General features: G+C 67.0%; 18 protein-coding genes. 9 read left to right on the plus strand and 9 right to left on the minus strand.

Annotated features, from left to right (window positions below):
- Positions 1–14: 14 nt before the first annotated feature.
- The gene (rpoZ, locus tag BGO20_RS06895) at positions 15–410 is read right to left on the minus strand and encodes a DNA-directed RNA polymerase subunit omega (RefSeq protein WP_291661009.1); all 396 of its coding nucleotides are present in this window, start codon (positions 408–410) and stop codon (positions 15–17) included.
- Between the two features lie 104 nt (positions 411–514).
- Complete coding sequence (locus tag BGO20_RS06900; protein ID WP_291661010.1) at positions 515–2,230, minus strand: ATP-binding protein; 1,716 nt, start codon at positions 2,228–2,230, stop codon at positions 515–517.
- A 233-nt stretch (positions 2,231–2,463) separates the two neighbouring features.
- On the opposite strand from BGO20_RS06900, the gene BGO20_RS06905 reads away from it, so the two are divergent.
- Entirely contained in the window at positions 2,464–3,216 is a 753-nt protein-coding gene (locus BGO20_RS06905) for a pyridoxine 5'-phosphate synthase (RefSeq protein WP_291661011.1), read from the plus strand.
- Between the two features lie 9 nt (positions 3,217–3,225).
- On the plus strand, positions 3,226–3,630 hold the full coding sequence (acpS, locus tag BGO20_RS06910) for a holo-ACP synthase (protein ID WP_291661012.1): 405 nt from the start codon (positions 3,226–3,228) through the stop codon (positions 3,628–3,630).
- 86 nt (positions 3,631–3,716) lie between these two features.
- Here the strand turns inward: acpS and aqpZ are convergent, their stop codons facing one another.
- Positions 3,717–4,442: an aquaporin Z gene (gene aqpZ, locus BGO20_RS06915; protein WP_291661014.1), complete on the minus strand. Its 726-nt coding sequence runs from the start codon at positions 4,440–4,442 to the stop codon at positions 3,717–3,719.
- Between the two features lie 150 nt (positions 4,443–4,592).
- On the opposite strand from aqpZ, the gene BGO20_RS06920 reads away from it, so the two are divergent.
- From BGO20_RS06920 to BGO20_RS06940, 5 genes are all read left to right on the plus strand, one after another.
- Positions 4,593–5,714 (plus strand): mechanosensitive ion channel family protein, encoded by a 1,122-nt coding sequence (locus tag BGO20_RS06920; RefSeq protein ID WP_291661016.1) that lies wholly within the window; start codon positions 4,593–4,595, stop codon positions 5,712–5,714.
- Between the two features lie 281 nt (positions 5,715–5,995).
- Positions 5,996–6,763, plus strand: coding sequence for a signal peptidase I (gene lepB, locus BGO20_RS06925; RefSeq protein ID WP_291661018.1), 768 nt, complete (start codon positions 5,996–5,998; stop codon positions 6,761–6,763).
- Positions 6,760–7,491 (plus strand): ribonuclease III, encoded by a 732-nt coding sequence (gene rnc, locus BGO20_RS06930; RefSeq protein ID WP_291661020.1) that lies wholly within the window; start codon positions 6,760–6,762, stop codon positions 7,489–7,491. The genes lepB and rnc overlap by 4 nt, the downstream gene beginning before the upstream one ends.
- Entirely contained in the window at positions 7,484–8,395 is a 912-nt protein-coding gene (gene era / locus BGO20_RS06935; protein ID WP_291661023.1) for a GTPase Era, read from the plus strand. Before rnc ends, era begins: the two co-directional genes overlap by 8 nt.
- 239 nt (positions 8,396–8,634) lie before the next feature.
- Positions 8,635–9,270: a LabA-like NYN domain-containing protein gene (locus tag BGO20_RS06940; protein ID WP_291661025.1), complete on the plus strand. Its 636-nt coding sequence runs from the start codon at positions 8,635–8,637 to the stop codon at positions 9,268–9,270.
- A 31-nt stretch (positions 9,271–9,301) separates the two neighbouring features.
- Here BGO20_RS06940 and smpB read toward each other — a convergent pair whose 3' ends face one another.
- From smpB to dapA, 3 genes are read right to left on the minus strand one after another with little or no spacing between them, the layout of a single operon-like run.
- Complete coding sequence (gene smpB, locus BGO20_RS06945; protein ID WP_291661027.1) at positions 9,302–9,775, minus strand: SsrA-binding protein SmpB; 474 nt, start codon at positions 9,773–9,775, stop codon at positions 9,302–9,304.
- Complete coding sequence (locus BGO20_RS06950; protein ID WP_291661029.1) at positions 9,772–10,419, minus strand: FMN-binding negative transcriptional regulator; 648 nt, start codon at positions 10,417–10,419, stop codon at positions 9,772–9,774. The genes smpB and BGO20_RS06950 overlap by 4 nt, the downstream gene beginning before the upstream one ends.
- Positions 10,420–10,472: 53 nt before the next feature.
- A complete protein-coding gene (gene dapA / locus BGO20_RS06955; protein WP_291661031.1) occupies positions 10,473–11,366 on the minus strand; it encodes a 4-hydroxy-tetrahydrodipicolinate synthase in 894 nt (297 codons plus the stop codon).
- Between the two features lie 170 nt (positions 11,367–11,536).
- Here dapA and BGO20_RS06960 point away from each other — a divergent pair, with 170 nt between their 5' ends.
- Positions 11,537–13,615, plus strand: coding sequence for a lytic transglycosylase domain-containing protein (locus tag BGO20_RS06960; protein WP_291661033.1), 2,079 nt, complete (start codon positions 11,537–11,539; stop codon positions 13,613–13,615).
- A gap of 92 nt (positions 13,616–13,707) precedes the next feature.
- Positions 13,708–14,601 carry an alpha/beta fold hydrolase gene (locus BGO20_RS06965; RefSeq protein ID WP_291661035.1) on the plus strand — a complete coding sequence of 298 codons (894 nt, stop codon included), beginning with the start codon at positions 13,708–13,710 and terminating at the stop codon, positions 14,599–14,601.
- A 120-nt stretch (positions 14,602–14,721) separates the two neighbouring features.
- On the opposite strand, the gene BGO20_RS06970 is transcribed toward BGO20_RS06965, so the two are convergent.
- The 3 genes from BGO20_RS06970 to BGO20_RS06980 all read right to left on the minus strand — a co-directional run bounded on the left by BGO20_RS06970 (position 14,722) and on the right by BGO20_RS06980 (position 19,710).
- Entirely contained in the window at positions 14,722–15,792 is a 1,071-nt protein-coding gene (locus tag BGO20_RS06970; RefSeq protein WP_291661037.1) for a hypothetical protein, read from the minus strand.
- 10 nt (positions 15,793–15,802) lie between these two features.
- Positions 15,803–18,160 (minus strand): OmpA family protein, encoded by a 2,358-nt coding sequence (locus BGO20_RS06975; RefSeq protein ID WP_291661039.1) that lies wholly within the window; start codon positions 18,158–18,160, stop codon positions 15,803–15,805.
- A gap of 266 nt (positions 18,161–18,426) precedes the next feature.
- Positions 18,427–19,710, minus strand: a complete 1,284-nt coding sequence (locus BGO20_RS06980) for a porin (RefSeq protein ID WP_291661040.1) — start codon at positions 19,708–19,710, stop codon at positions 18,427–18,429.
- Positions 19,711–19,798: the final 88 nt, after the last annotated feature.

Consider the following 19,798-nt stretch of genomic DNA (forward strand, 5'->3'; position numbering starts at 1 on the left):
TTCCGAGGCGGAAATCAATCCTCGTCGTCAGCGCTCTCGGTCGGCGGCACGAGGCCGTCGAGACCGCGCAGCAGATCCTCTTCGCTCATGCGATCGAACTGCACCTCGGTGTCCGAGCCACCGCCGGCAGCGGCCGCGGGGTTGGCGAGCAGCGGCACCGTCTCGGGCTCCGGCTCGTCGACCTCGACATGCTTCTGCAGCGAGTGGATCAGCTCTTCCTTCAGGTCTTCAGGCGTCAGCTTCTCGTCGGCGATCTCGCGCAGCGCCACGACCGGGTTCTTGTCGTTGTCGCGCGGGACGAGGATCGCCGCGCCGGACGCGATGGTGCGGGCGCGGTGGGCCGCGAGCAGGACCAGCTCGAAGCGGTTGTCGACCTTGTCGATGCAGTCTTCAACGGTGACGCGAGCCATGGCGGCTCCTTCCGATCTCGGCGATGCAGGGAAATGGATTTGGCCTCGGCCATACAGCCAAAGCCGCCGCGATGCAAGAATTTCGCTGGTCGACCGGACCGACGTCAGGCGCGCATCCGCCGCAGCAGATCGTCCAGCGTCGGGTCGAAGCGCTGCTTCTCCTCCGCCGTGCCCCTGCCGCCCATCGCCGGCAGCTCATGCGGCGCCAGCGCCGCGAAGCGCATCCGCATCGTCGTCGCGACACCTTCTCCGAAGGCGATGGCCTCCCGGTTGCCGATCGAGGACAGGAAGGCGATCGTGCTCGCGGAGGCGTCCGAGATGGCGGACCGGATGATCTGCTGGTCGCGCTCGTTGGCGAGCCGCATCGCAAAGATCGTCGAGCATTGCGAGAGGATCGTCGGGTCGAGCTCACCGGGGCGCTGCGTCACGACGCCGAGATAGGCGCCGTATTTGCGGCCCTCCTTGGCGATGCGGGCGATGGCCTGGCGCGTCGGCGCGAAGCCGAGCTGCGGATCGGCGGGGACATAGCGATGCGCCTCCTCGCACAGCACGAGCACCTCGAGCGCACCCTCGCTCGCCATGACGAGTTCGAAGGCAAGGCGCGAGAGCACGGAGGCAACGGCGTTGACCACCTCGCCCGGCAGGCCGCCGAGCTGGAAGGCGGTGATCGGGCGGCCGTGCAGGGGAATGCGGAAGATCTGGCCAAGGATCGGCGCCATCGTCTCGTACATGTTGGCGCGGCCGAACATGAAGCGATAACGCGGGTCGGCATGGAGCGATTCGAGCCGGACCTTGAGCGAGCGAAGCGCCGCTCGCGGCCAGCGCTGCTCGTGCAGGCCGATCATCTCGTCGATGACCTTGAAGACATCCTTCAGCCGGTAGGGCGTCGGAGCGTCGGCCCCTTCCGCAGCCGCGTCGGGCGCGGCGGAGCGACCGGCACCGAGATCGAGCGGGCGCTTCAGCAGCAGCGAGGCGCCGAGGTCGCGAGCCGCGTCCGGGGTGGCCGGCATGCGATAGCGCTCCCGCGCCGCGGCGACCGCCTCCCGCAGGATGTCGGGCTCGTCGTCCAGCGCCGGGCGGCCACGGAAGACGATGTCGGCCAGTTCCTCCTGCTTGAACATCCAGAACGGCAGGTCGAGCGCCTCGCCGTCGATGGTCAGGGCCAGGTCCGGGAAGGCGCTGGAATACTCGTTGTGCGGATCGAGGATGAGTACGCGCAGGCGCGGCCGAACCGAAACCGCCTTGCGCAGCAGCAGCGCCACGGCGCTCGACTTGCCGACGCCGGTCGTGCCGAGCAGGGCGAAGTGACGCGAGAGCATGTCCTGGATGTTGACGGTCGCAGGAATGCTCGCATCCTGCGTGACCTGGCCGATCACGACACCGCCGCGCTCGCCGAGATCATGGACGAGCGCGAGATCGCCGGCGCGGATGCGGTGCGCGACGGCGCCGATCGGAGGATAGCCGGTGATGCCGCTCTGGAACCGGGTCGCGCCATCCGGGCTTTCCAGCACCTCGCCGAGGAATTCGACCTCGACCTGGATCGGGTTCTCGGCGGTATCGGTCCAGGCCGCCTCGACCGCGTGCACGCGGTAGACGAGCGCCACGATGCGGCTGCGGCCGAGATTGATCGAGACCATGCGCCCGATCGCCCAGGCATCGGCCGCCAGCCAGTTGCCGGTCGAGACCGCGCTGAGGATCGTGGCGCGCGAGCCGTCGCATGCGATGACCCGGCCCAGCACGCGCTCAGGCGGCTGGCCGGTCCCACGGCGGTCCGGCATCACGTCTTCCTGGAAATGGCCCGATTTCACGGCAAGTTGCATGGCTTCGACACCTCGTCCCCGACCATGCGTAAGCGGGCGCCGGTTACGATTGCTTTCATGCCGCGTGACAGTTGGATTTGCGGTTAGCGAACCGGAAAGATCTGCCGGCGATTTGTGCCTAGAAGTGGCGCCACGCCGATCGATCAGAATCGGTGGCCTCGCCATCACATCCTCTGCATTGAGCCCGATGCCCGGTTTCGTCTATGGACGGCACGGAAACTCGAAGGGAACGGATGATGGCCGAGCGGTTGCGCCTGGGTGTGAACATCGACCATGTCGCGACGGTGCGGAATGCCCGCGGCGGTGCCTTGCCCGACCCGGTCCGCGCCGCGCTTCTCGCCATCGCCGCCGGCGCCGACGGCATCACCGCTCACCTGCGCGAGGACCGGCGCCATATCCGCGACACCGACATGGCGCGGCTGTCGGGCGAATTGACGAAGCCGCTCAACTTCGAAATGGCCGCCACCGACGAGATGATCGCCCTCGCCGAGCGCTTCCGGCCGCACGCAGCCTGCCTCGTACCGGAGAAGCGCGAGGAGCGGACCACCGAAGGCGGGCTGGACGTCGTCGGCCAACAAGCTGCGCTCGGCCCGCGGATCGCCCGGCTGCAGGCTGCCGGCTGCCGTGTCTCCCTGTTCATCGAGCCCGACGCCGCTCCGATCGCCATGGCTGCGAAGCTCGGAGCGCCCGTCGTCGAGCTGCATACGGGGAGCTGGTGCCACGCGGTCGCCGACGGCGACGGAGCCAAGGCCGAAGCGGAATTCCGGAGGCTGAAGCACGGCGCCGAACGGGCCGCGGAGCTCGGCCTGGAAGTCCATGCCGGGCACGGGCTGGATTTCGACACAGCCCGCAAGCTGGCAGGCGTGCCGGACTTCGCCGAGTTCAATATCGGCCACTTCCTGATCGGCGAAGCGATCTTCGTCGGGCTCGAAGCCGCCATCCGCCAGATGCGGAAAGCCATGGACGAAGGCCGGGCAAGCGCTTAACTCCCCTCCATGATCCTGGGCATCGGCTCCGACCTCTGCGACATCACGCGCATCCAGAAGTCGCTCGACCGTTTCGGCGAGCGCTTCACGCACCGCGTCTTCACCGAGGGCGAGCGGGTAAAATCCGACAGGCGCGCAACGCGCGCGGCCTCCTATGCTCGGCGCTTCGCAGCCAAGGAAGCCTGCTCGAAGGCTCTCGGCACCGGCATGCGCGCGGGCGTGTTCTGGCGCGACATGGAAGTGGTCAACCTGCCCGGAGGCCGTCCGACGATGCGCCTCACCGGCGGCGCGGCGGAAAAGCTGAAGACGATGACGCCGGCCGGGTTCGCCGCCGTCGTCCATGTCTCGCTGACCGATGATCCGCCGCTGGCGCAGGCCTTCGTGGTGATCGAGGCCCGACCGCTCGCCGGCTGAATACGCCGCAGGCTTCAGCGCCGCAGAAAAAAGGCCGGCGCTGGCAGCGCCGGCCTCTTCCCCTGCCCGAAGGCAGCGCCTCGGGATCACTCCGCCGGCTGCGTACCCGTGATCGCGGCCTGAGGTTCGTCGCTCAGCCAGCGGTAGATTACGCCGCCGAGGATGCCTCCGAGCAACGGTGCGACCCAGAACAGCCAAAGCTGCTGCAGCGCCCAGCCGCCGACGAACAGCGCCGGACCGGTGCTGCGGGCCGGGTTCACCGAGGTGTTCGTCACCGGAATGCTGACCAGATGGATCAGGCAAAGGCCGAGGCCGATGGCGAGCGGCGCAAAGCCGACCGGCGCCTTGCCGTGGGTCGAGCCCATGATGATGAACAGGAACATCATCGTCATCACGACTTCCATGAGAAAGGCCGAAACGAGATTGTACTTGCCGGGCGAGTGATCGCCATAGCCGTTCGAGGCGAAGCCGCCCGTCAAGTCGAAGCCGGGCGCCCCACGCGCGATCTGATACAGAACGGCCGCCGCGACGATGCCGCCCACGACCTGCGCCACGATGTAGGGCACGACCTGCCCTCCGGGAAAACGCCCCCCGGCGGCGAGGCCGACGGTCACGGCCGGGTTGAGATGACAGCCCGAAATATGGCCGATGGCATAGGCCATCGTGACGACGGTGAGGCCGAAGGCGAGCGAAACGCCGAGCAGCCCTATACCGACATTCGGAAAACCGGCGGCGATGACTGCGCTGCCGCAGCCAGCAAAAGTAAGCCAGAACGTACCGATAGCTTCGGCGACATATTTCTTTGCATTCATTAAAATAACCCCCAATTGAATACTCGCGGACACTGATCCTCGCCGCAGGATTCGTCAACATCCGCCCTCCACCCCGTGACGCGCTTCCCCGGCCGAACCTTGACGCGCCTGCTGCGTTGCAACATCGTTGTCACCCGGAAGGAGAGCGATTTGAGCGCAGCCGCCCACATCAATCTCTGGCTCGACCAGCATTTCGGCTTTCTGCCCGCCTGGCTGATCAGCCTGTCGATCCTCGCGGTCGCCGCGGCGGGAGCCTTGCTGATCCATCGCAACCTGTTCGCCCTGCTGACCCGGCTGGTCAGCCGCATGGATCTGTTCTGGCGTTCGCTCGTCGCGCGTACCAAGGGGCCGACCCGCTTCGCGACGCTGACGATCGCGCTGGCGCTGGGCGCCGGTGTCGCCCCGCTCAGCGACCATCAGGCCGAGATCATCCGCCACGGCCTGCTGCTGTGCTTCATCGTTCTCGTCGGCTGGATGGCGAAGACGGCGCTGCACGTCTGGACGACCGTCTATCTGCGGCGCTTCAAGCTCGACGCCGAAGACAATCTGCTGGCCCGCAAGCACGTCACCCAGACGCGCATCCTCCAGCGCGTCGGCGAATTCATGATCCTGGTCATCGGGCTATCGACGCTGCTGATGACCTTCGACGGCGTGAGGCAGTATGGGGTCAGCCTGCTCGCCTCGGCCGGCGCTGCCGGACTGATCGCCGCGCTCGCGCTCCAGCCGGTGCTGAAGAACATTTTCGCCGGCATCCAGCTCGCCGTGACGCAGCCCATCCGCATCGACGACGCCCTGCTGGTCGAGGGCGAATGGGGCAATGTCGAGGAGATCACCTCAACCTATGTGGTGATGCGGCTGTGGGACTGGCGGCGGCTGATCCTGCCGCTCAGCTACTTCATCGAGAAGCCGTTCCAGAACTGGACGCGCGAGAGCGCGGCTCTGATCGGCACCGTGATGATCTATCTCGATCACCGTGCGCCGATCCAGACCATCCGCGCCAAGGTGCAGGAGATCGCCGAAGGTTCGAAGCTGTGGGACAGGCAGGTCATGGCCGTCCAGGTCACCGACTTCCGCGAGCATGTGATGGAAGTGCGCATCCTGGTCAGCGCCCGCACCTCCCCGCGTGCTTTCGACTTGCGCTGTGAAGTCCGCGAAAAACTTATCGCCTTCCTGCAGGAGGAGCATCCCTATGCTCTGCCGCGGCTGCGCATGCAGCCCGGTGAGCGCGCCGATAGCCAAGCGCTGGCAGCAGTCCGCGCCGCCGCGGAATAGCCATAGTCGGGGCGCCTTAAGCCCCGAAGGATGACCGGATGGCGCCAGGCGGCGCGGAGGTTGGCGTCAGCTTGCCTTATCCCCTTGCCAGGGTTCGGGATAGCGCTGAAAAGTGGTTTCCACTTTCCGGCCCGATGCTGTAGACCGCGCGCTGGATCGCAGTCCGGATCGCCGCACGCCCCGTCGGGCGCGACAGCGGCGGTCCGCATGTTTGTTATCGCATCGGGATTGTCCGGGATGTGCCCTCCACGTTTCGGCCTGGTGCTGCAGGGAGCGCCCGCGTGGCCAACGACGTCGACAGCAAATCCAAGGCGGCCAAGGAAGAAGGCGGCATCTTCGAGACGATCAAGGTCGTCGTCCAGGCCCTGCTCATCGCGCTGGTCATCCGCACGTTGCTGTTCCAGCCCTTCAACATCCCCTCGGGCTCGCTGATCCCGACCCTGCTGATCGGCGACTACCTGTTCGTCTCGAAATACACCTACGGCTATTCGCGTTATTCGATCCCGTTCGGCCCGCCTGTCATGTCCGGCCGTGTCTGGGCAGCCGAGCCGAAGCGTGGCGACATCGCGGTGTTCAAGCTGCCGAGCGACAATTCGACCGACTACATCAAGCGCGTGATCGGCCTGCCCGGCGACCACATTCAGATGATCGACGGCATCCTCAACATCAACGGCCAGCCGGTGAAGCGCGAGCGCATCGCCGATTATGTCACCTCCGACAACTGGGGCCGCAATGTTCCGGTGATCCGCTACAACGAGACGCTGCCGAACGGGGTGACGCATCAGATCATCGAGCGCGAAGGCGACACCGGCACATTCGACAACACCCAGGTCTTCACCGTGCCGCCCGGCCATTTCTTCATGATGGGCGACAACCGCGACAATTCGCTCGACTCGCGCGACCGCAGCGTCGGCTATGTGCCGTTCGAGAATTTCGTTGGGCGGGCCGAGATCATCTTCTTCTCGATCGACGAAGGCGCTTCGGCCTGGAAGATCTGGGAATGGCCCTATACGGTTCGCTGGAACCGGATCTTCAGCACCATCAAGTGAGCAAAGCGGGCGAAGGCGGGCGCAAGGCCCCGGACACGGCGCGGCTCGAGGCTGCGCTCGGTCATCGCTTTGCCGACAGGTCGCTGCTGGAGACTGCGCTCACCCATATGAGCGCCGAGGAGTCGCGGCTGGCAAGCTATCAGCGCCTGGAATTCCTCGGAGACAGAGTGCTCGGCCTGTCGATCGCAGACATGCTGTTCCGACGCTATCCGCAATCCGAGGAAGGCAATCTCTCGCGCCGCCTCGCTGATCTCGTGCGCAAGGAGACCTGCGCCGAAGTAGCGATGGCCTGGAACCTCGGGCAGTTCATGCGCCTGGGCGATGGCGAGATCCTGGGCGGGGCACGCAAGAACAAGGCGATCCTGGCCGATGCCTGCGAGGCGATCATCGGCGCCGTCTTCATCGACGGCGGCTACGAGGCGGCGCGCGCGCTGGTCGAGCGCGCTTTCGGCGAGCGGCTGATGAAGCCGGTGCGTCCGTTGCGCGATGCCAAGACGGCGCTGCAGGAATGGGCGCAAGGCAAGGGCTATCCGACGCCGACCTATAGCGAGCGCGGCCGTTCCGGCCCCGACCATGCGCCGGTGTTCGTCGTGGCGGCCAGGATCACCGGGCTCGCGGACAGCGAGGCGCGCGGGCCGTCGAAGCGGCTGGCCGAGCAGGCCGCGGCGGAAGCTTTTCTGAAACGCGAGGGTTTGTGGAACGACAAGCCGGAGGGCGACGATGTCTGAGGCGGATCAACCCACGCGCTGCGGCTTCGTCGCGCTGATCGGTGCCCCCAACGCGGGCAAGTCGACACTGCTCAACCAGCTCGTCGGCGCCAAGATCTCGATCGTCTCGCGCAAGGTGCAGACCACGCGCACGCAGGTGCGCGGCATCGCGCTTTCCGGGACTGCGCAGATCATCTTCGTCGACACGCCCGGAATCTTCGCGCCCAAGCGCCGGCTCGACCGCGCCATGGTGACGAGCGCCTGGGGCGGCGCCACCGATGCCGATCTGATCGGCGTGCTGATCGACGTCGCCCGCTTCGAGCATGAAGAGAACACGGTCCTGCTGGAGAAGCTCGCTGAGCTGAAGCAGCCGAAATTCCTGATCCTCAACAAGATCGACACGGTGCCGAAGGAGAAGCTGCTCGAGATCACCGCCAAGGTGAACGAGAGGGGCCAGTTCGAGGCGACCTTCATGGTCGCCGCGCTGACCGGCTACGGCGTCAAGGATATCCTCGCCTGGCTGGAGAAGCGGCTTCCCCCCGGCCCGTGGCTCTATCCGGAAGACCAGATTTCGGACGCGCCGCTGCGCTTCCTGGCCGCCGAAATCACCCGCGAGAAGATCTTCGAGCGGCTGCACGACGAATTGCCCTACCGCTCCACCGTCGAGACGGAGAGCTGGCAGCAGAAGCCGGACGGCTCGGTGCGGATCGAGCAGACGATCTATGTCGAACGCGAGGGCCAGCGGAAGATCGTGCTCGGCGAAGGCGGCCAGACGATCAAGGCGATCGGCCAGAAGGCCCGTGCCGAGATCGCGGAAGCGGCCGAGGCGAAGGTGCATCTGTTCCTGTTCGTGAAGGTCCGCGAGAACTGGAGCGACGACCCCGAACGCTATCGCGAGATGGGGCTCGACTTTCCGAAGGGGTGAGCGACGGGACGCCCGTCGTCTCCCGATTTGCCGCCCAGCGGAATGCCGCCGCGATGCGGGCCTGCGTCATGTCTTCGCGGCCATAGCCGCTGCGGCGCCGCAACGGCATGCTCCGCCTGCGGCAACAGGCCACGGCTGCTCCTTGAAACTTGTCAAATTTCGTTCATGAAACGACATTGTTAAAACGCGTTTTGCTTCCAATCTGATTACTTCAAGTGATTTCAGCAGGAGTGATTGCCATGGCCGCCTCGCCGCGCATTGCGCTGTTCATCGACGGCGCCAATCTTTACGCAACCTCGAAGCAGCTCGGCTTCGATATGGATTACCGCAGGCTTCTGAGGGAGTTTCAGGGGCGCGGCAACCTCATCCGCGCCTTCTATTTCACCACGTTGGTGGAGAGCGAAGAGTATTCCTCGATCCGCCCGCTCGTCGATTGGCTCGACTACAACGGCTATCGCGTCATCACCAAGGCCGCGAAGGAATTCACCGACGCCACCGGCCGGCGGCGTGTCAAGGGCAACATGGACATCGAGCTGGCGATCGAGATGCTCGAACTGGCGCCGCATCTCGATCAGATCTACCTGTTTTCCGGCGACGGCGACTTCCGCCCGCTGGTCGAGGCGGTGCAGCGCAAGGGCGTGAAGGTCTGGGTGGTCTCGACGATCTCGACCAACCCGCCGATGGTTTCGGACGAGTTGCGCCGGCAATGCGACGAGTTCGTCGATCTGGCCCAGCTCATGCCGAAGATCGGACGCGACCCGGCCGAACGCGCGAGCCGGAGCGGCGGAACTCCCGGCGGACCGGGCGCCCCGGCCAACCCGTCGCTGGAGCGCCGCTACGGCATCCGCCAGGGCGACGAGCCGGTCGAGGGGTGAGGCAACAAAGCGGAAGGGGAGCGCGGGAAGCTCACCCGCCAGTCTTCAAAATCCGCTGCTTGTCGCGGTTCCAGTCGCGGGTCTTCTCGGTCTCGCGCTTGTCGTGAAGCTTCTTGCCCTTGCCGAGGCCGATCTCGACCTTGGCCCGTCCCCGGTCGTTGAAATAGACCTTGAGCGGGATCAGGGCCATGCCCTCGCGCTGCACGGCGCCCATCAGCTTGTTGATCTCGCGCCGATGCAGCAGGAGCTTGCGCGGCCGGCGGACCTCGTGGTTGAAGCGGTTCGCCTCAAGATACTCCGGAATATAGGCGTTGAACAGGAAGAGCTCCTCGCCCATCGGGCCGGCATAGCTCTCCCCGATTGTCGCCTTGCCGCCGCGCAGCGCCTTGATCTCGGTGCCCTGCAGGGCGATGCCCGCCTCGAGCGTCTCCTTGATCTCGTAGTTGAAGCGCGCCTTGCGGTTGTCGGCGGCGAGCCGATAGCGGGCAGGATCAGGCTTCTTCATACCGAACCACCGAATCCGTGTTCCTTGACCAACGCCGCCATGGCCTGCGATCCCGATTCAGGATCGGCGCTCAAGCCGTTGAGAACGCCGAGCTTGTCGTCTTCCCGCCGGTTCTGGCTGAGCTTGAACTTTCCGACAATCGAGGCGATCGCGATCTCGATGCCGACGATGCCGCGCGCCTGCGCGGCGATGAACGGCTCCGGCGCATCGGCCACGGCCCAAGGCTCGGCGCGCGGCGCCTCCTGCTGCCGAGTCAATGATTCCAACTGCGCCCTGAGCCAGGTCTGATCCTCGATCGTACGGGCCGGGCCGCGGACCTGCACCGTAACGTAGTTCCAGGTCGGCACGACCTTGCCGCTCTCCCGCTTGGTCGCATACCAGGCGGGCGTGACGTAGCGCTCGACACCGGTGAAGATCACCAGCGTCTCGGCTCCGGCAGCGATCGCCTTCCACTGCGCGTTGGGGCGAGCGAGATGAGCCCGCAGCAGGCCCTGCTCGCCCTCGTCGGCATGCAGGACGAAAGGCACCGGATTGGCCATCAAACCGCCCTCGCCGGCCGTGACCAGCGTCGCCAGCGGGTGCTGTCGGATGACCGCATGCAACTGCGCGCGGTCCTCGACCTTGAAGTGACTGGGCTCGTACATCGTTCCGGTATCCCTGGCTTCGGCCGGGGCGACCGGTCGAGCGCAAACCCTATTTAGGCATTCAGCAGCCCGGCGAAAACCATGGCCTCGCGGATGGTCTTGCCCGTCGCCGGCGTCACCGGCATCAGCGGCAGGCGGATCTCCTCCTCGATGCGGCCGAGCAGCTTGAGCCCGTGCTTGGCACCGGCGAGGCCCGGCTCCTTGAAGGTCGCATCATGCAGCGGCACCAGACGGTCCTGCACCTTGAGCGCCTTGGCGTAGTCGCCCTTGAGGGCCGCCTCCATCAGGTCGGCGCAAAGACGCGGCGCGACATTGGCGACGACCGAGATGCAGCCATGGCCGCCGGCCGCCATATAGGCGAGCGCCGTCATGTCCTCGCCCGAGAGCTGGATGAAGTCCGGCCCCATGGCATGGCGTTGCTGCGAGACCCGGGCGAGATTGGCGGTGGCATCCTTCACGCCTGCGATGTTCTTCAGCTCGTAGAGGCGGGTCATCGTCTCGACCGACATGTCGACCACCGAACGCGGCGGGATATTATAGATGATGATGGGAAGCCCGATCGCATCGTTCACCGCCTTGAAGTGCTGATACATGCCCTCCTGGGTCGGCTTGTTGTAATAGGGCGTGACGACGAGGACAGCGTCAGCCCCCGCCTTCTCGGCATGGACGGCGAGGTCGATCGCCTCCGTGGTGTTGTTCGAGCCGGCTCCGGCGATGACCGGCACGCGGCCCTTGGCCTGCGCGACGACGATCTCGACGACCTGCTTGTGCTCGTCATGGGAGAGCGTCGGGCTCTCGCCGGTGGTGCCGACGGGCACGAGCCCAGTCGAGCCGCTCTCGATCTGCCAATCGACCAGCGCCCTGAGCGCAGCTTCGTCGACCTTGCCGTCTTTGAACGGCGTGACCAGAGCGGGCATCGAGCCGGTGAAGGCGGGGTGCTTGGTCATGGGGGACGGTCCTGCGGCGAAAACACGGGGTTGCGGGCCGTCACACATAAACCGTCGCCTCGCCAAGGCAAAGCCAACAACCCATGAAAATGCGTGGCCTCATGGTTAAGCTTTCCTAAACCTGCTTCCCCGACCATCATCCGATGCCAGCACGAGGATGGAGTCACGCCATGGCCCCGCCTGCCGTCCGGCGACGACTGCCGGGCATACTGCTACCGCTGCTGCTCTCCGCCTCCGCGACCCAGGCGGGCGACGACGGCGCACTCGCCAGCCAGCGAACGCTGGCGATGATACCCGATGTCGAGTCCACCGGTTCGCTGCCGCCCTATCCTTCCGGCGCCCTGCGCGAGGACGACGCGATCAACCTCGCGGTGGTCCGTGCAGCCGTCACGGCCTATCGCAAGGGCGCGTTATCGGAGGGTGATGCCCTCTCCGCACGGATCGACGAACCGGCCATCCGGGCACTGCTGGAATGGGTCGCGATCCATGCCAATGCCCGTGGCGTCTCCTTTACACGCATCGACGCCTTCCTGCGCGATCATCCGGACTATCCGGCCACAACCCGGTTTCGACGCCGCGCCGAGGAAGCGCTGATCACCGAGAGGAAGAGTCCGGCGATCGTTCGCGCCTTTTTTCACGGCCGGCAGCCGGTTTCGCCGGCCGGACGGATCGCGTTGGCACTGGCGCTCGACGACCAAGGCAAGACCGACGAGGCTCTCTCGCTGATCCGGCAAAGCTGGCGAACGGATCTTTTCGGGCAGGGGCTGGAGAAGATCGTGCTCGGCCGGTTCGGCGAGGCGTTGACGCAGGAGGATCACCGCCTGCGTGCCGAACGCTACCTGTTCCGGCCCGACGCGGCGGCGGCACTGCGGAGCGCTGCACGCGTCTCGCCCGACTATGTCGCGCTGGCCAAGGCCCGCCTGGCCAGCGCCAGGGCCAGGCGACCGATCTCGGACAAGCTGATCTCGGCCGTGCCGGCCTCGCTGCGGGGAGACATCTCCTTCGCCTTCCTGCAGGCGCAGCAGGCACGCCGGGCCGACAAGCTCGACGAGGCCGCCAAGGCGATGACCGCCATCCCGCGCGATCCCGCCCTGCTCGGCGATGGCGACGGCTGGTGGGAGGAGCGTCGCATCCTCTCGCGCAAGCTGCTCGATGCGGGAAACGCGCAGAAGGCCTACGAGATCGCCGCAGGCCACGGCGCGGAGGACCCAGCCGAACGGATCGAGGCCGAATGGCAGGCGGGTTTCATCGCGCTGCGCTTCCTGAAGAACGCAGAGGCGGCGCTCAGGCATTTCGACGCAGCGGCTGCTATCGCCGAAACGCCCATTTCGGTCGCCCGCGCAGCCTACTGGCAGGGCCGCGCCTATGAGGCGCTCGACAGGCCGGAACACGCCAAGGCCGCATTCGGCAGGGCCGCGGAACAGCCCGTCGCCTATTACGGGCAGCTCGCCCGGGCCAGGCTCGGGCTCAACGACCTGCCGCTGCGCCTCACGGCCGCCTCGGGCCTCGATGCCTTGCCGGGACATCGCGGCGTGCGCCTGCTCTACCGGATCGGCGAACGCGGTCTCGCCAATCTGATGCTCGTCGATCTCGCCCGACGCCTGCATACGGCGCCGGCTCTCGAAGCGATCGCGGCGATCGCGCGGCGGGAGTCGGACGCGCGCACCCTGGTTGCCATCGGCAAGGCCGCGCTGCAGCGCGGTTTCCCGCTCGACCAGGCAGCTTATCCGACGCATGGGGTGCCGGACTTCGACGTCCTGGGCGACCCGATGGAACGCGCCATCGTCCACGCCATCGCCCGTCAGGAGAGCGCCTTCGATCCGACCGCGATGTCGCATGCGGGCGCGCGCGGGCTGATGCAGATGATGCCGGCGACCGCCCGCGAGACGGCGCGACGCGCCGGGCTGCCCTTCGACTGGCAAAAGCTCGGCCGGGACCCGCTCTACGCGGCACGGATGGGCGCGGCCCATCTCAACGACCTGCTCCGGGAATGGCGCGGCTCCTACATCCTGACCTTCGCCGCCTATAATGCCGGCTCGCCGAACGTGAAGAAATGGATCGCGGCCTATGGCGACCCGCGCGATCCGGATGTCGACGCCGTCGACTGGGTCGAGCGGATTCCCTTCTCCGAAACGCGCAACTACGTGCAGCGCGTGATGGAAAACCTGCAGGTCTACCGCCAGCGCCTCAACCAGCGCACCGCCTATCTGATCGACCACGACCTGAAACGCGGCGGCCCACGGGACTGAACGCGCGCCGCGCCCGACGCAGCCGCTGCAGCGAGCTTTCGCGTCCGCTGCGGGCATGGTTAGGTGCCGGGATCGCCCCGACCGAGATCCCCATGACTGCCGAGACCGATTTCGCCTCCCGCTTCTTCACGGCGTCCGATGGGCTCAAGCTGCACGCGCGCGACTACGGCCCCCTCGCCTCGCCCGCGCTCCCGGTCATCTGCCTGCCGGGCTTCGCGCGAACCGCCGCGGATTTCCACGAGATCGCGCTGGCCCTGTCACAGGACGACGCGAGGCCCAGGCGCGTGCTTGCGCTGGATTATCGCGGACGCGGCCTCTCGGCCTATGACAGCAACTGGAAGAACTACGATGTCCGCATCGAACTCGACGACCTCATGCAGGTCCTGGTGGTCGCGGGCATCGATCGGGCCGCGTTCATCGGGACCTCGCGCGGCGGCCTCCTGACGATGGCGCTCGCGGCGGCACGGCCCGCCGTCATCAAGGGCGTGGTGCTCAACGATGTGGGCCCGGTCATCGATGCGCGCGGCCTGCTGCGCATCCGAGGTTATGTCGGCAAGCTGCCGAAGCCGCGCAGCTTCTCTGAGGGTGCCGAGATCCTGAAGCGGCTTTCCGACCAGCAGTTTCCGCTGCTGAGCGATGCCGAATGGGAGCTGATGGCGAGACGGAGCTGGACCGACCGCGACGGTCCCTTGCGTCCCGACTACGATACCAACCTGATGAAGGTGCTGGAGGAACTGGACCTCGAAGCGCCGCTGCCTGTCCTCTGGCCGTATTTCGACGCGCTGCAGGGCGTGCCGATGCTGGCGATCCGCGGAGCGAATTCCGACCTGCTCGCCGAGAAGACGCTGGAAGAGATGGCGGCGCGCCATCCCGACTGCGAAATCCATGTCGCGCCCGGCCAGGGCCACGCGCCGCTGCTCGGCAGCAGGGACATGATCCGCCGCATCGGCAAGCTCGTCGCCAAGGCGGAACGGCACGGCGCCTAGATGATCGCGCCTCCCCGTCGGAAGCGATAACGATGATCCCGCTCGGCGCGGGAGCGTCGCATTTTTCCGAGAAGCGGATTCCGCTTTTCTCGGGCCGCTGCTCGAGCGGTGATCGCTGGCTCAGCCGGCTCCTCGCTCCGCCTTCAGCGCGCGCGAGTGCTGGGTCTCGCCGCCATGGGCGAGAATGCCGGCATCCTCGCGCCAGTTCTCCGCCAGCCCGCGCCCGGGCACCCCGGCAAAGGCCGAAACGTAGCGCATCTCGTCGTCTGCGAGCGCGGCGAGCTGATCGAAATGCCAGATGCCCAGCCGGTTGAGATCGTTCGCGATGGCCGGTCCGATTCCCTTGACCAGCGTCAGGTCGTCGGCGTTGCCGGCGCGCGCCGAAGCGATCAGGTTCGCCGGCCGCCGGCCCTCGAATTCGCCGACCTCCGGCGCCGCGACGTTGCCTTCTCCGGCGGGACCATCGTCGCGCGACGTCTCCACCAGCCCCGAACGTGCCCGGTCGGCAAATTCCGTCGAGCCTCCGGCGGCCAAAAGCTTTGCCTGACCGACCCAGTCCTCCCGCTCGATGCGACCGGGAAAGGCGAGATAGCTGCCGACCCATTCGACATTCGCGGATGTCCAGGCCGCGACCTGCTCGAAATGCCAGACCCCGAGCCCATGCAGGCGGCCTTCGTTCTGCCGGCCGATTCCCTTGATCAATTTGAGATCGTCGGGCTTGCCGCCGCGCGCCTCTTTCAGAGCGGCAGGGCGCTCGCCGGGCAAAGCAGACTCGTTCGCGACGGGCGTAAGCGCAGGCTCGATATGGTCCGGAACCGCCACGACGGCTGCTAGGACCGCTGTGGAGGCGGGAACGTCCGCTGCCGGCTTCTCCGGCTGCGCTGCCGGCCCCGAAAGCGGGGCCGATACGCCGGCAGCGGCCTCGGACGGACGAAGGATCGTGCCGGCCACGCAGCCCAGCCAGTAGACCGCGGCGAACAGCAGCGCCGTTTCGAGCCACATCGCGGGCACGCCGTTGACGAGCTGGAACCAGGTCAAGGCCGCGCCGCCGGCCCAAAGCAGCGCGATGAAGCTCCAGCCGCCGCTCCAGAGGCGGCGCGAGCGCCCGCTATGGCTGATCCAGCCCATGGCGAAGCCGAGGACGAGCGCGGCGAGGAGAAACCAGGCGAACCGGCTGGCGAGATAGAGCATGTCCGTCCCCCTACTTCGCCACCGTGAACTGGACCCGGCGGTTCATCTCGCGGGCCCGCGGGGCCCCATACGGCACGAGCGGCCGGGTCGATCCGTATCCCCTCACGTCGAGCTGGGCGGGGTCGATGCCGCGTCGGACCAGTTCGTCGCGTACTCGCAGCGCCCGCCTCTGGGACAGATCGAGATTGTCGAAGCCGCGCCAGTCGCCGTCGCGATTGGCATGTCCCTCGATCGTCACGCGCGAGCCGGGGCACTTCTTCAGGATCGTCGCCGCCTCGCCGATGACGCGCTCGGTCACCGCGTCGAGCTCGACCACGGATGTGCCCTGTGCGAACAGCACCGGGTTATGCCTGGTCAAGCCGTCGAGGTCGTTCTGGCAGCTCGCCGGCGGATCGACGACGCAGCCCGTCTGGCGCTGGCCGACGACCACGTCTGCCGTGAAGCCGGACGGCAAGCCGGTCGACGCGCTGGTCTCGACCTCGCTCCGGATCAGGTCCCGACAGGTCAGACCACGTAAGGTGACGGACTGGTCGGTGATGGTCGCCGAGCCGATATCCAGGCGCAGAAGATCGGCGAGGGCCGTCCTGGCTGCCTGGGCGAAGCCGTCCGGCGCACCCGGCAAGATCACCGTGGTATCGTCGAGCCTGCTGCCCAGCGGCGTTTCCGCTACCAGGGCCCGGAGCGCGGCGCGGGTCGCCTCATCGGGGAGATAACCGGAGAAGCTTGCGCCGCTGCGATCAGCCGATAGCGAGAGGCCGTAGGGGCGCACCTTCACCGCCCCAGCCACTGTCGGCACGGACAAGCCCGGAGGGTGAGCGCCTGCCAGCAGGCCCTGCAGGGCTTGCCAACCGGCGGCATCGGCAGCTTCGCCCGCGATCGAAAGACCGCCCTCGCGAATCGAGACGCTGCCCGCCTTGAGCTTCGACAGAGCCTCCAATGCATAGCCTGCGGAGGCGGCGAAATCTCCGGCAGGTTGCATTCCAGCGACGGGCTCCATGCGATCATCGACGCCGAAGCCGCCGAAGAGCTGCCCGGCCCGTGCCAGGATATCGGCCTTCGCGGCCAGATCGGGCACCGATCCTGCCATGACAAGGCGTTGCCCTTCGCGCCGCGCCGTCCACGGCACAATCGGCGCAGGAGCTGGCTTGGCGACCGGCGGAGCCTGCACGGCGGGCGTCGCGGCGGCCGGCGAAGGAGCGGCAGCGCGGCTGGGCTCCGGCACAGGAGCCTGTTCGGGCACGGCCGCGGGAGATGTCGATGGCGCAGGCGTCACGCCTTCGAGATTGAGGCCGGGAATTTCGGGCAAAGGCGGCATGGCCAGCTCAGGCGGCGGAGCAGGCGGGCATTCGATCGTCGCCTGGGCGACCGAGTCGGGGCCGTCGAGCTGCGCGATCTGCAGACGCAAAGCCTGGCAAGCGGCGTAGGTCGCCGGACCCAGCCCGGAGAGCTTGTAGGCATCCCCCACAATCTCGGCCTTGCCGCTTCTCAGCCGGGCGAGATCGGCTGCGGCACGCCGAACCTTGTCGATGAAGGCGGCGGGCGCTCCCGCGCCGGGCTTCATGGCGTCCGTGATCGCAACGGGAGACGGAAAGCTGGCCTTCAAGGCCGAGAGGATCTGCTGCCGGGCAGCCTGGTCGGGAAAGAAGCCTTCGACTTCGAGCGTATCGGGCGTCAGATGCGCCGCACTCCAGCGATAGGGCGCGATCGTCGGCGGCTCCAGACCGCAGGGAACCGCGGCGAAGCCGGCGACCGGCGGCTTCGCGCCAATCGCCTCCAGGGCCTGAAAAGCCTCGGGGCTGGCGGCCTTGCCTTCGATGCAGAAGCGGCCATCGTCCAGCGCGATCCGCCCCGATGCGAGTTGCGGCACGGCGGCCATCATCGCCGCGGTCATCGCCGCAAAACCTTCGGGCGCGCCGAAGGCGACGGTCTGGCGGTCGTCGATCCGCAGACCCGGCAGGGCTGCCGCCGCGGCGGCGGTATTCGCATCGGCGACCGCGAGATCCGGGACGAAGCCCCCGATCGTCACCACACCGGGCAATCTGCTGACGAACCAGGAATAGGGCTTCTGGGCTACGACCTGGGACAGTCCCCCAAGCGCGCGACGCACGCCGAATTCGCTGCGCAGCTGCGCCATCGCCTTGCCCGCACCGTCCGCGGACAGAACTTCACCGGCGATGGTGACGTCACGCCCCTCGACCAGGGCCGTCACGGGCCTCGCTCCCGGCGCGGTACCGGCCCCCGCATGCACGGCCCGTTCGGCCCGCGCCGCTACGTCCCGCTGGATCGCAGGGTCGAGGAAAAGATTGCCGGCGCCCCATAGCAGCGCCAAGGGAATCACGCCCCAGAGCCAGCGCGTCGGCTGCGACATCGTTCGCCCCTCATTCCTCGCCGCCAGCACGGCGAAGCCGCTCTCCTTTGCCCAATCATAGTCTCGTCAAGGGCTTGGAGCCATGTCCCGATCTCGCGATTCAACACACCCATGGCAAAGCCGGGCGCGAGGAACCGATTTCGGGCTTCTGGGATCAATGAGCGCGGATCGTCCCAAGGTCGTCAACCGGGAAGATTCAACCACCCACAGCCAACGAAAAAAGCCCCGGGTTTCCCCGGGGCTTCCGACTGAGATCGGAGAACCGATCAGAAGTCGCGCTGGATGCGGAGACGGCCCTGGAAGGCGTCTTCCGACTTGATGCCCGCGAGCTGCGGAACACCCAGAGCCGTCAGCTTGGCGTCGGCGACGCGGCGGCCGGTCTCGAGGCGCTGGTAGAGAACCTCGACGCCGAGGTCGAGGCCAGCAACCGGCGACCAGATGACGGCGGTGCCGACCTGGAACAGGCGCGGGTCGATCTTGCGCTGACCGAGGACCGCCGAATGGACGTCAAGATCGGTGTACGAAGCGTAGACTTCCTGACGGATCGTGGGGGTCCAGTAGTGGCGCAGCGCGGCCAGGATGCTGTAGCCCTTCGACGACTTCAGGCTACCCGAGACCGGGTCCGTCACGTAGTCCGGGACGGCGCCCAGGACCAAGCGGCCGAGGTTCATCGTGCTAACGCCGAGATAGCCCAGCGCGCCGTCAGCATAGGTGCCCTGCAGCCAGAGATAGTCGCCAGCGGCGAGCATCGGCAGGTTCAGCTTGACGCCGCCTTCGATGGCGTAGCCCACGTCGTCGCTGCTCACGCGAGCGGCGCCCGGGGTGTAGGTGCCACGGTTGGCGATGACGCCGGCCAGCTGAGCCGAGCCCCAGCCCTGGTCAACACGCAGGCTGGCGACGACGTCCGGCCAGGAGTTGCCTTCACGGGTCAGGCCGCCGATCGCGCCACGGCTCACGCCGGTGGTCGGGTCTTCGAGCGACAGGGTCGCCGAGAAGCCGCCGCCGAAGGTCGCGGTGTAAGCGAACAGGTTCGGGCTGTGGTCGGAGTTGATGACGCCAGCGAAGCCGAGGTCCGAAGCGTAGAAGTCGAAGAACGACTGCGCCTTACCAGCGGTGATCGGGCCGAACTGGATGAAGGCCTTGTCCATCGTCGGCTCGTTGGTCGCCGCGCCGAGGGTGGTGCCGTAGTACTGGCCGTAACGGATGAAGCCCGAGCGGCTGTAGATGTCCTGGCGGATGAAGGCGCGCAGGGTGCCGAAGGCGGTCTGCGTGCGGGCATCCAACTGGACACGGCCGTAGGAACGGGTGCCGTAGCCGTCAGCGCCGCGGCTCCAACGCTCAGCGAAGCCCATCTCGGCGCGGACACGACCGCCAACGCGGAGGCAGGTGTCGGTGCCCGGGATGTAGAAGAAGCCGGCACCGTAGGCGGTGCAGACGCGAACGTACTCGACCGGAGCGGCCTTCCGCGAGGGAAGGTCGGCGGCCTGAGCCCCGGCGACCGCGGCGATGCCGGCGGCGGTACCGAGGAGGAGGCTCTTGACGAGCTTCATTTGGTAAACCTCCAAAAGAGTTTCGAGACCCTCGGGCTTCGGCCTGCCCCCCGCCCCAGGCTTTTGCCTGATCGCAGAACCTGCCTCT

Source organism: Allobosea sp. 67-29 (genome assembly GCF_001898115.1).
Lineage (GTDB): Bacteria > Pseudomonadota > Alphaproteobacteria > Rhizobiales > Beijerinckiaceae > Allobosea.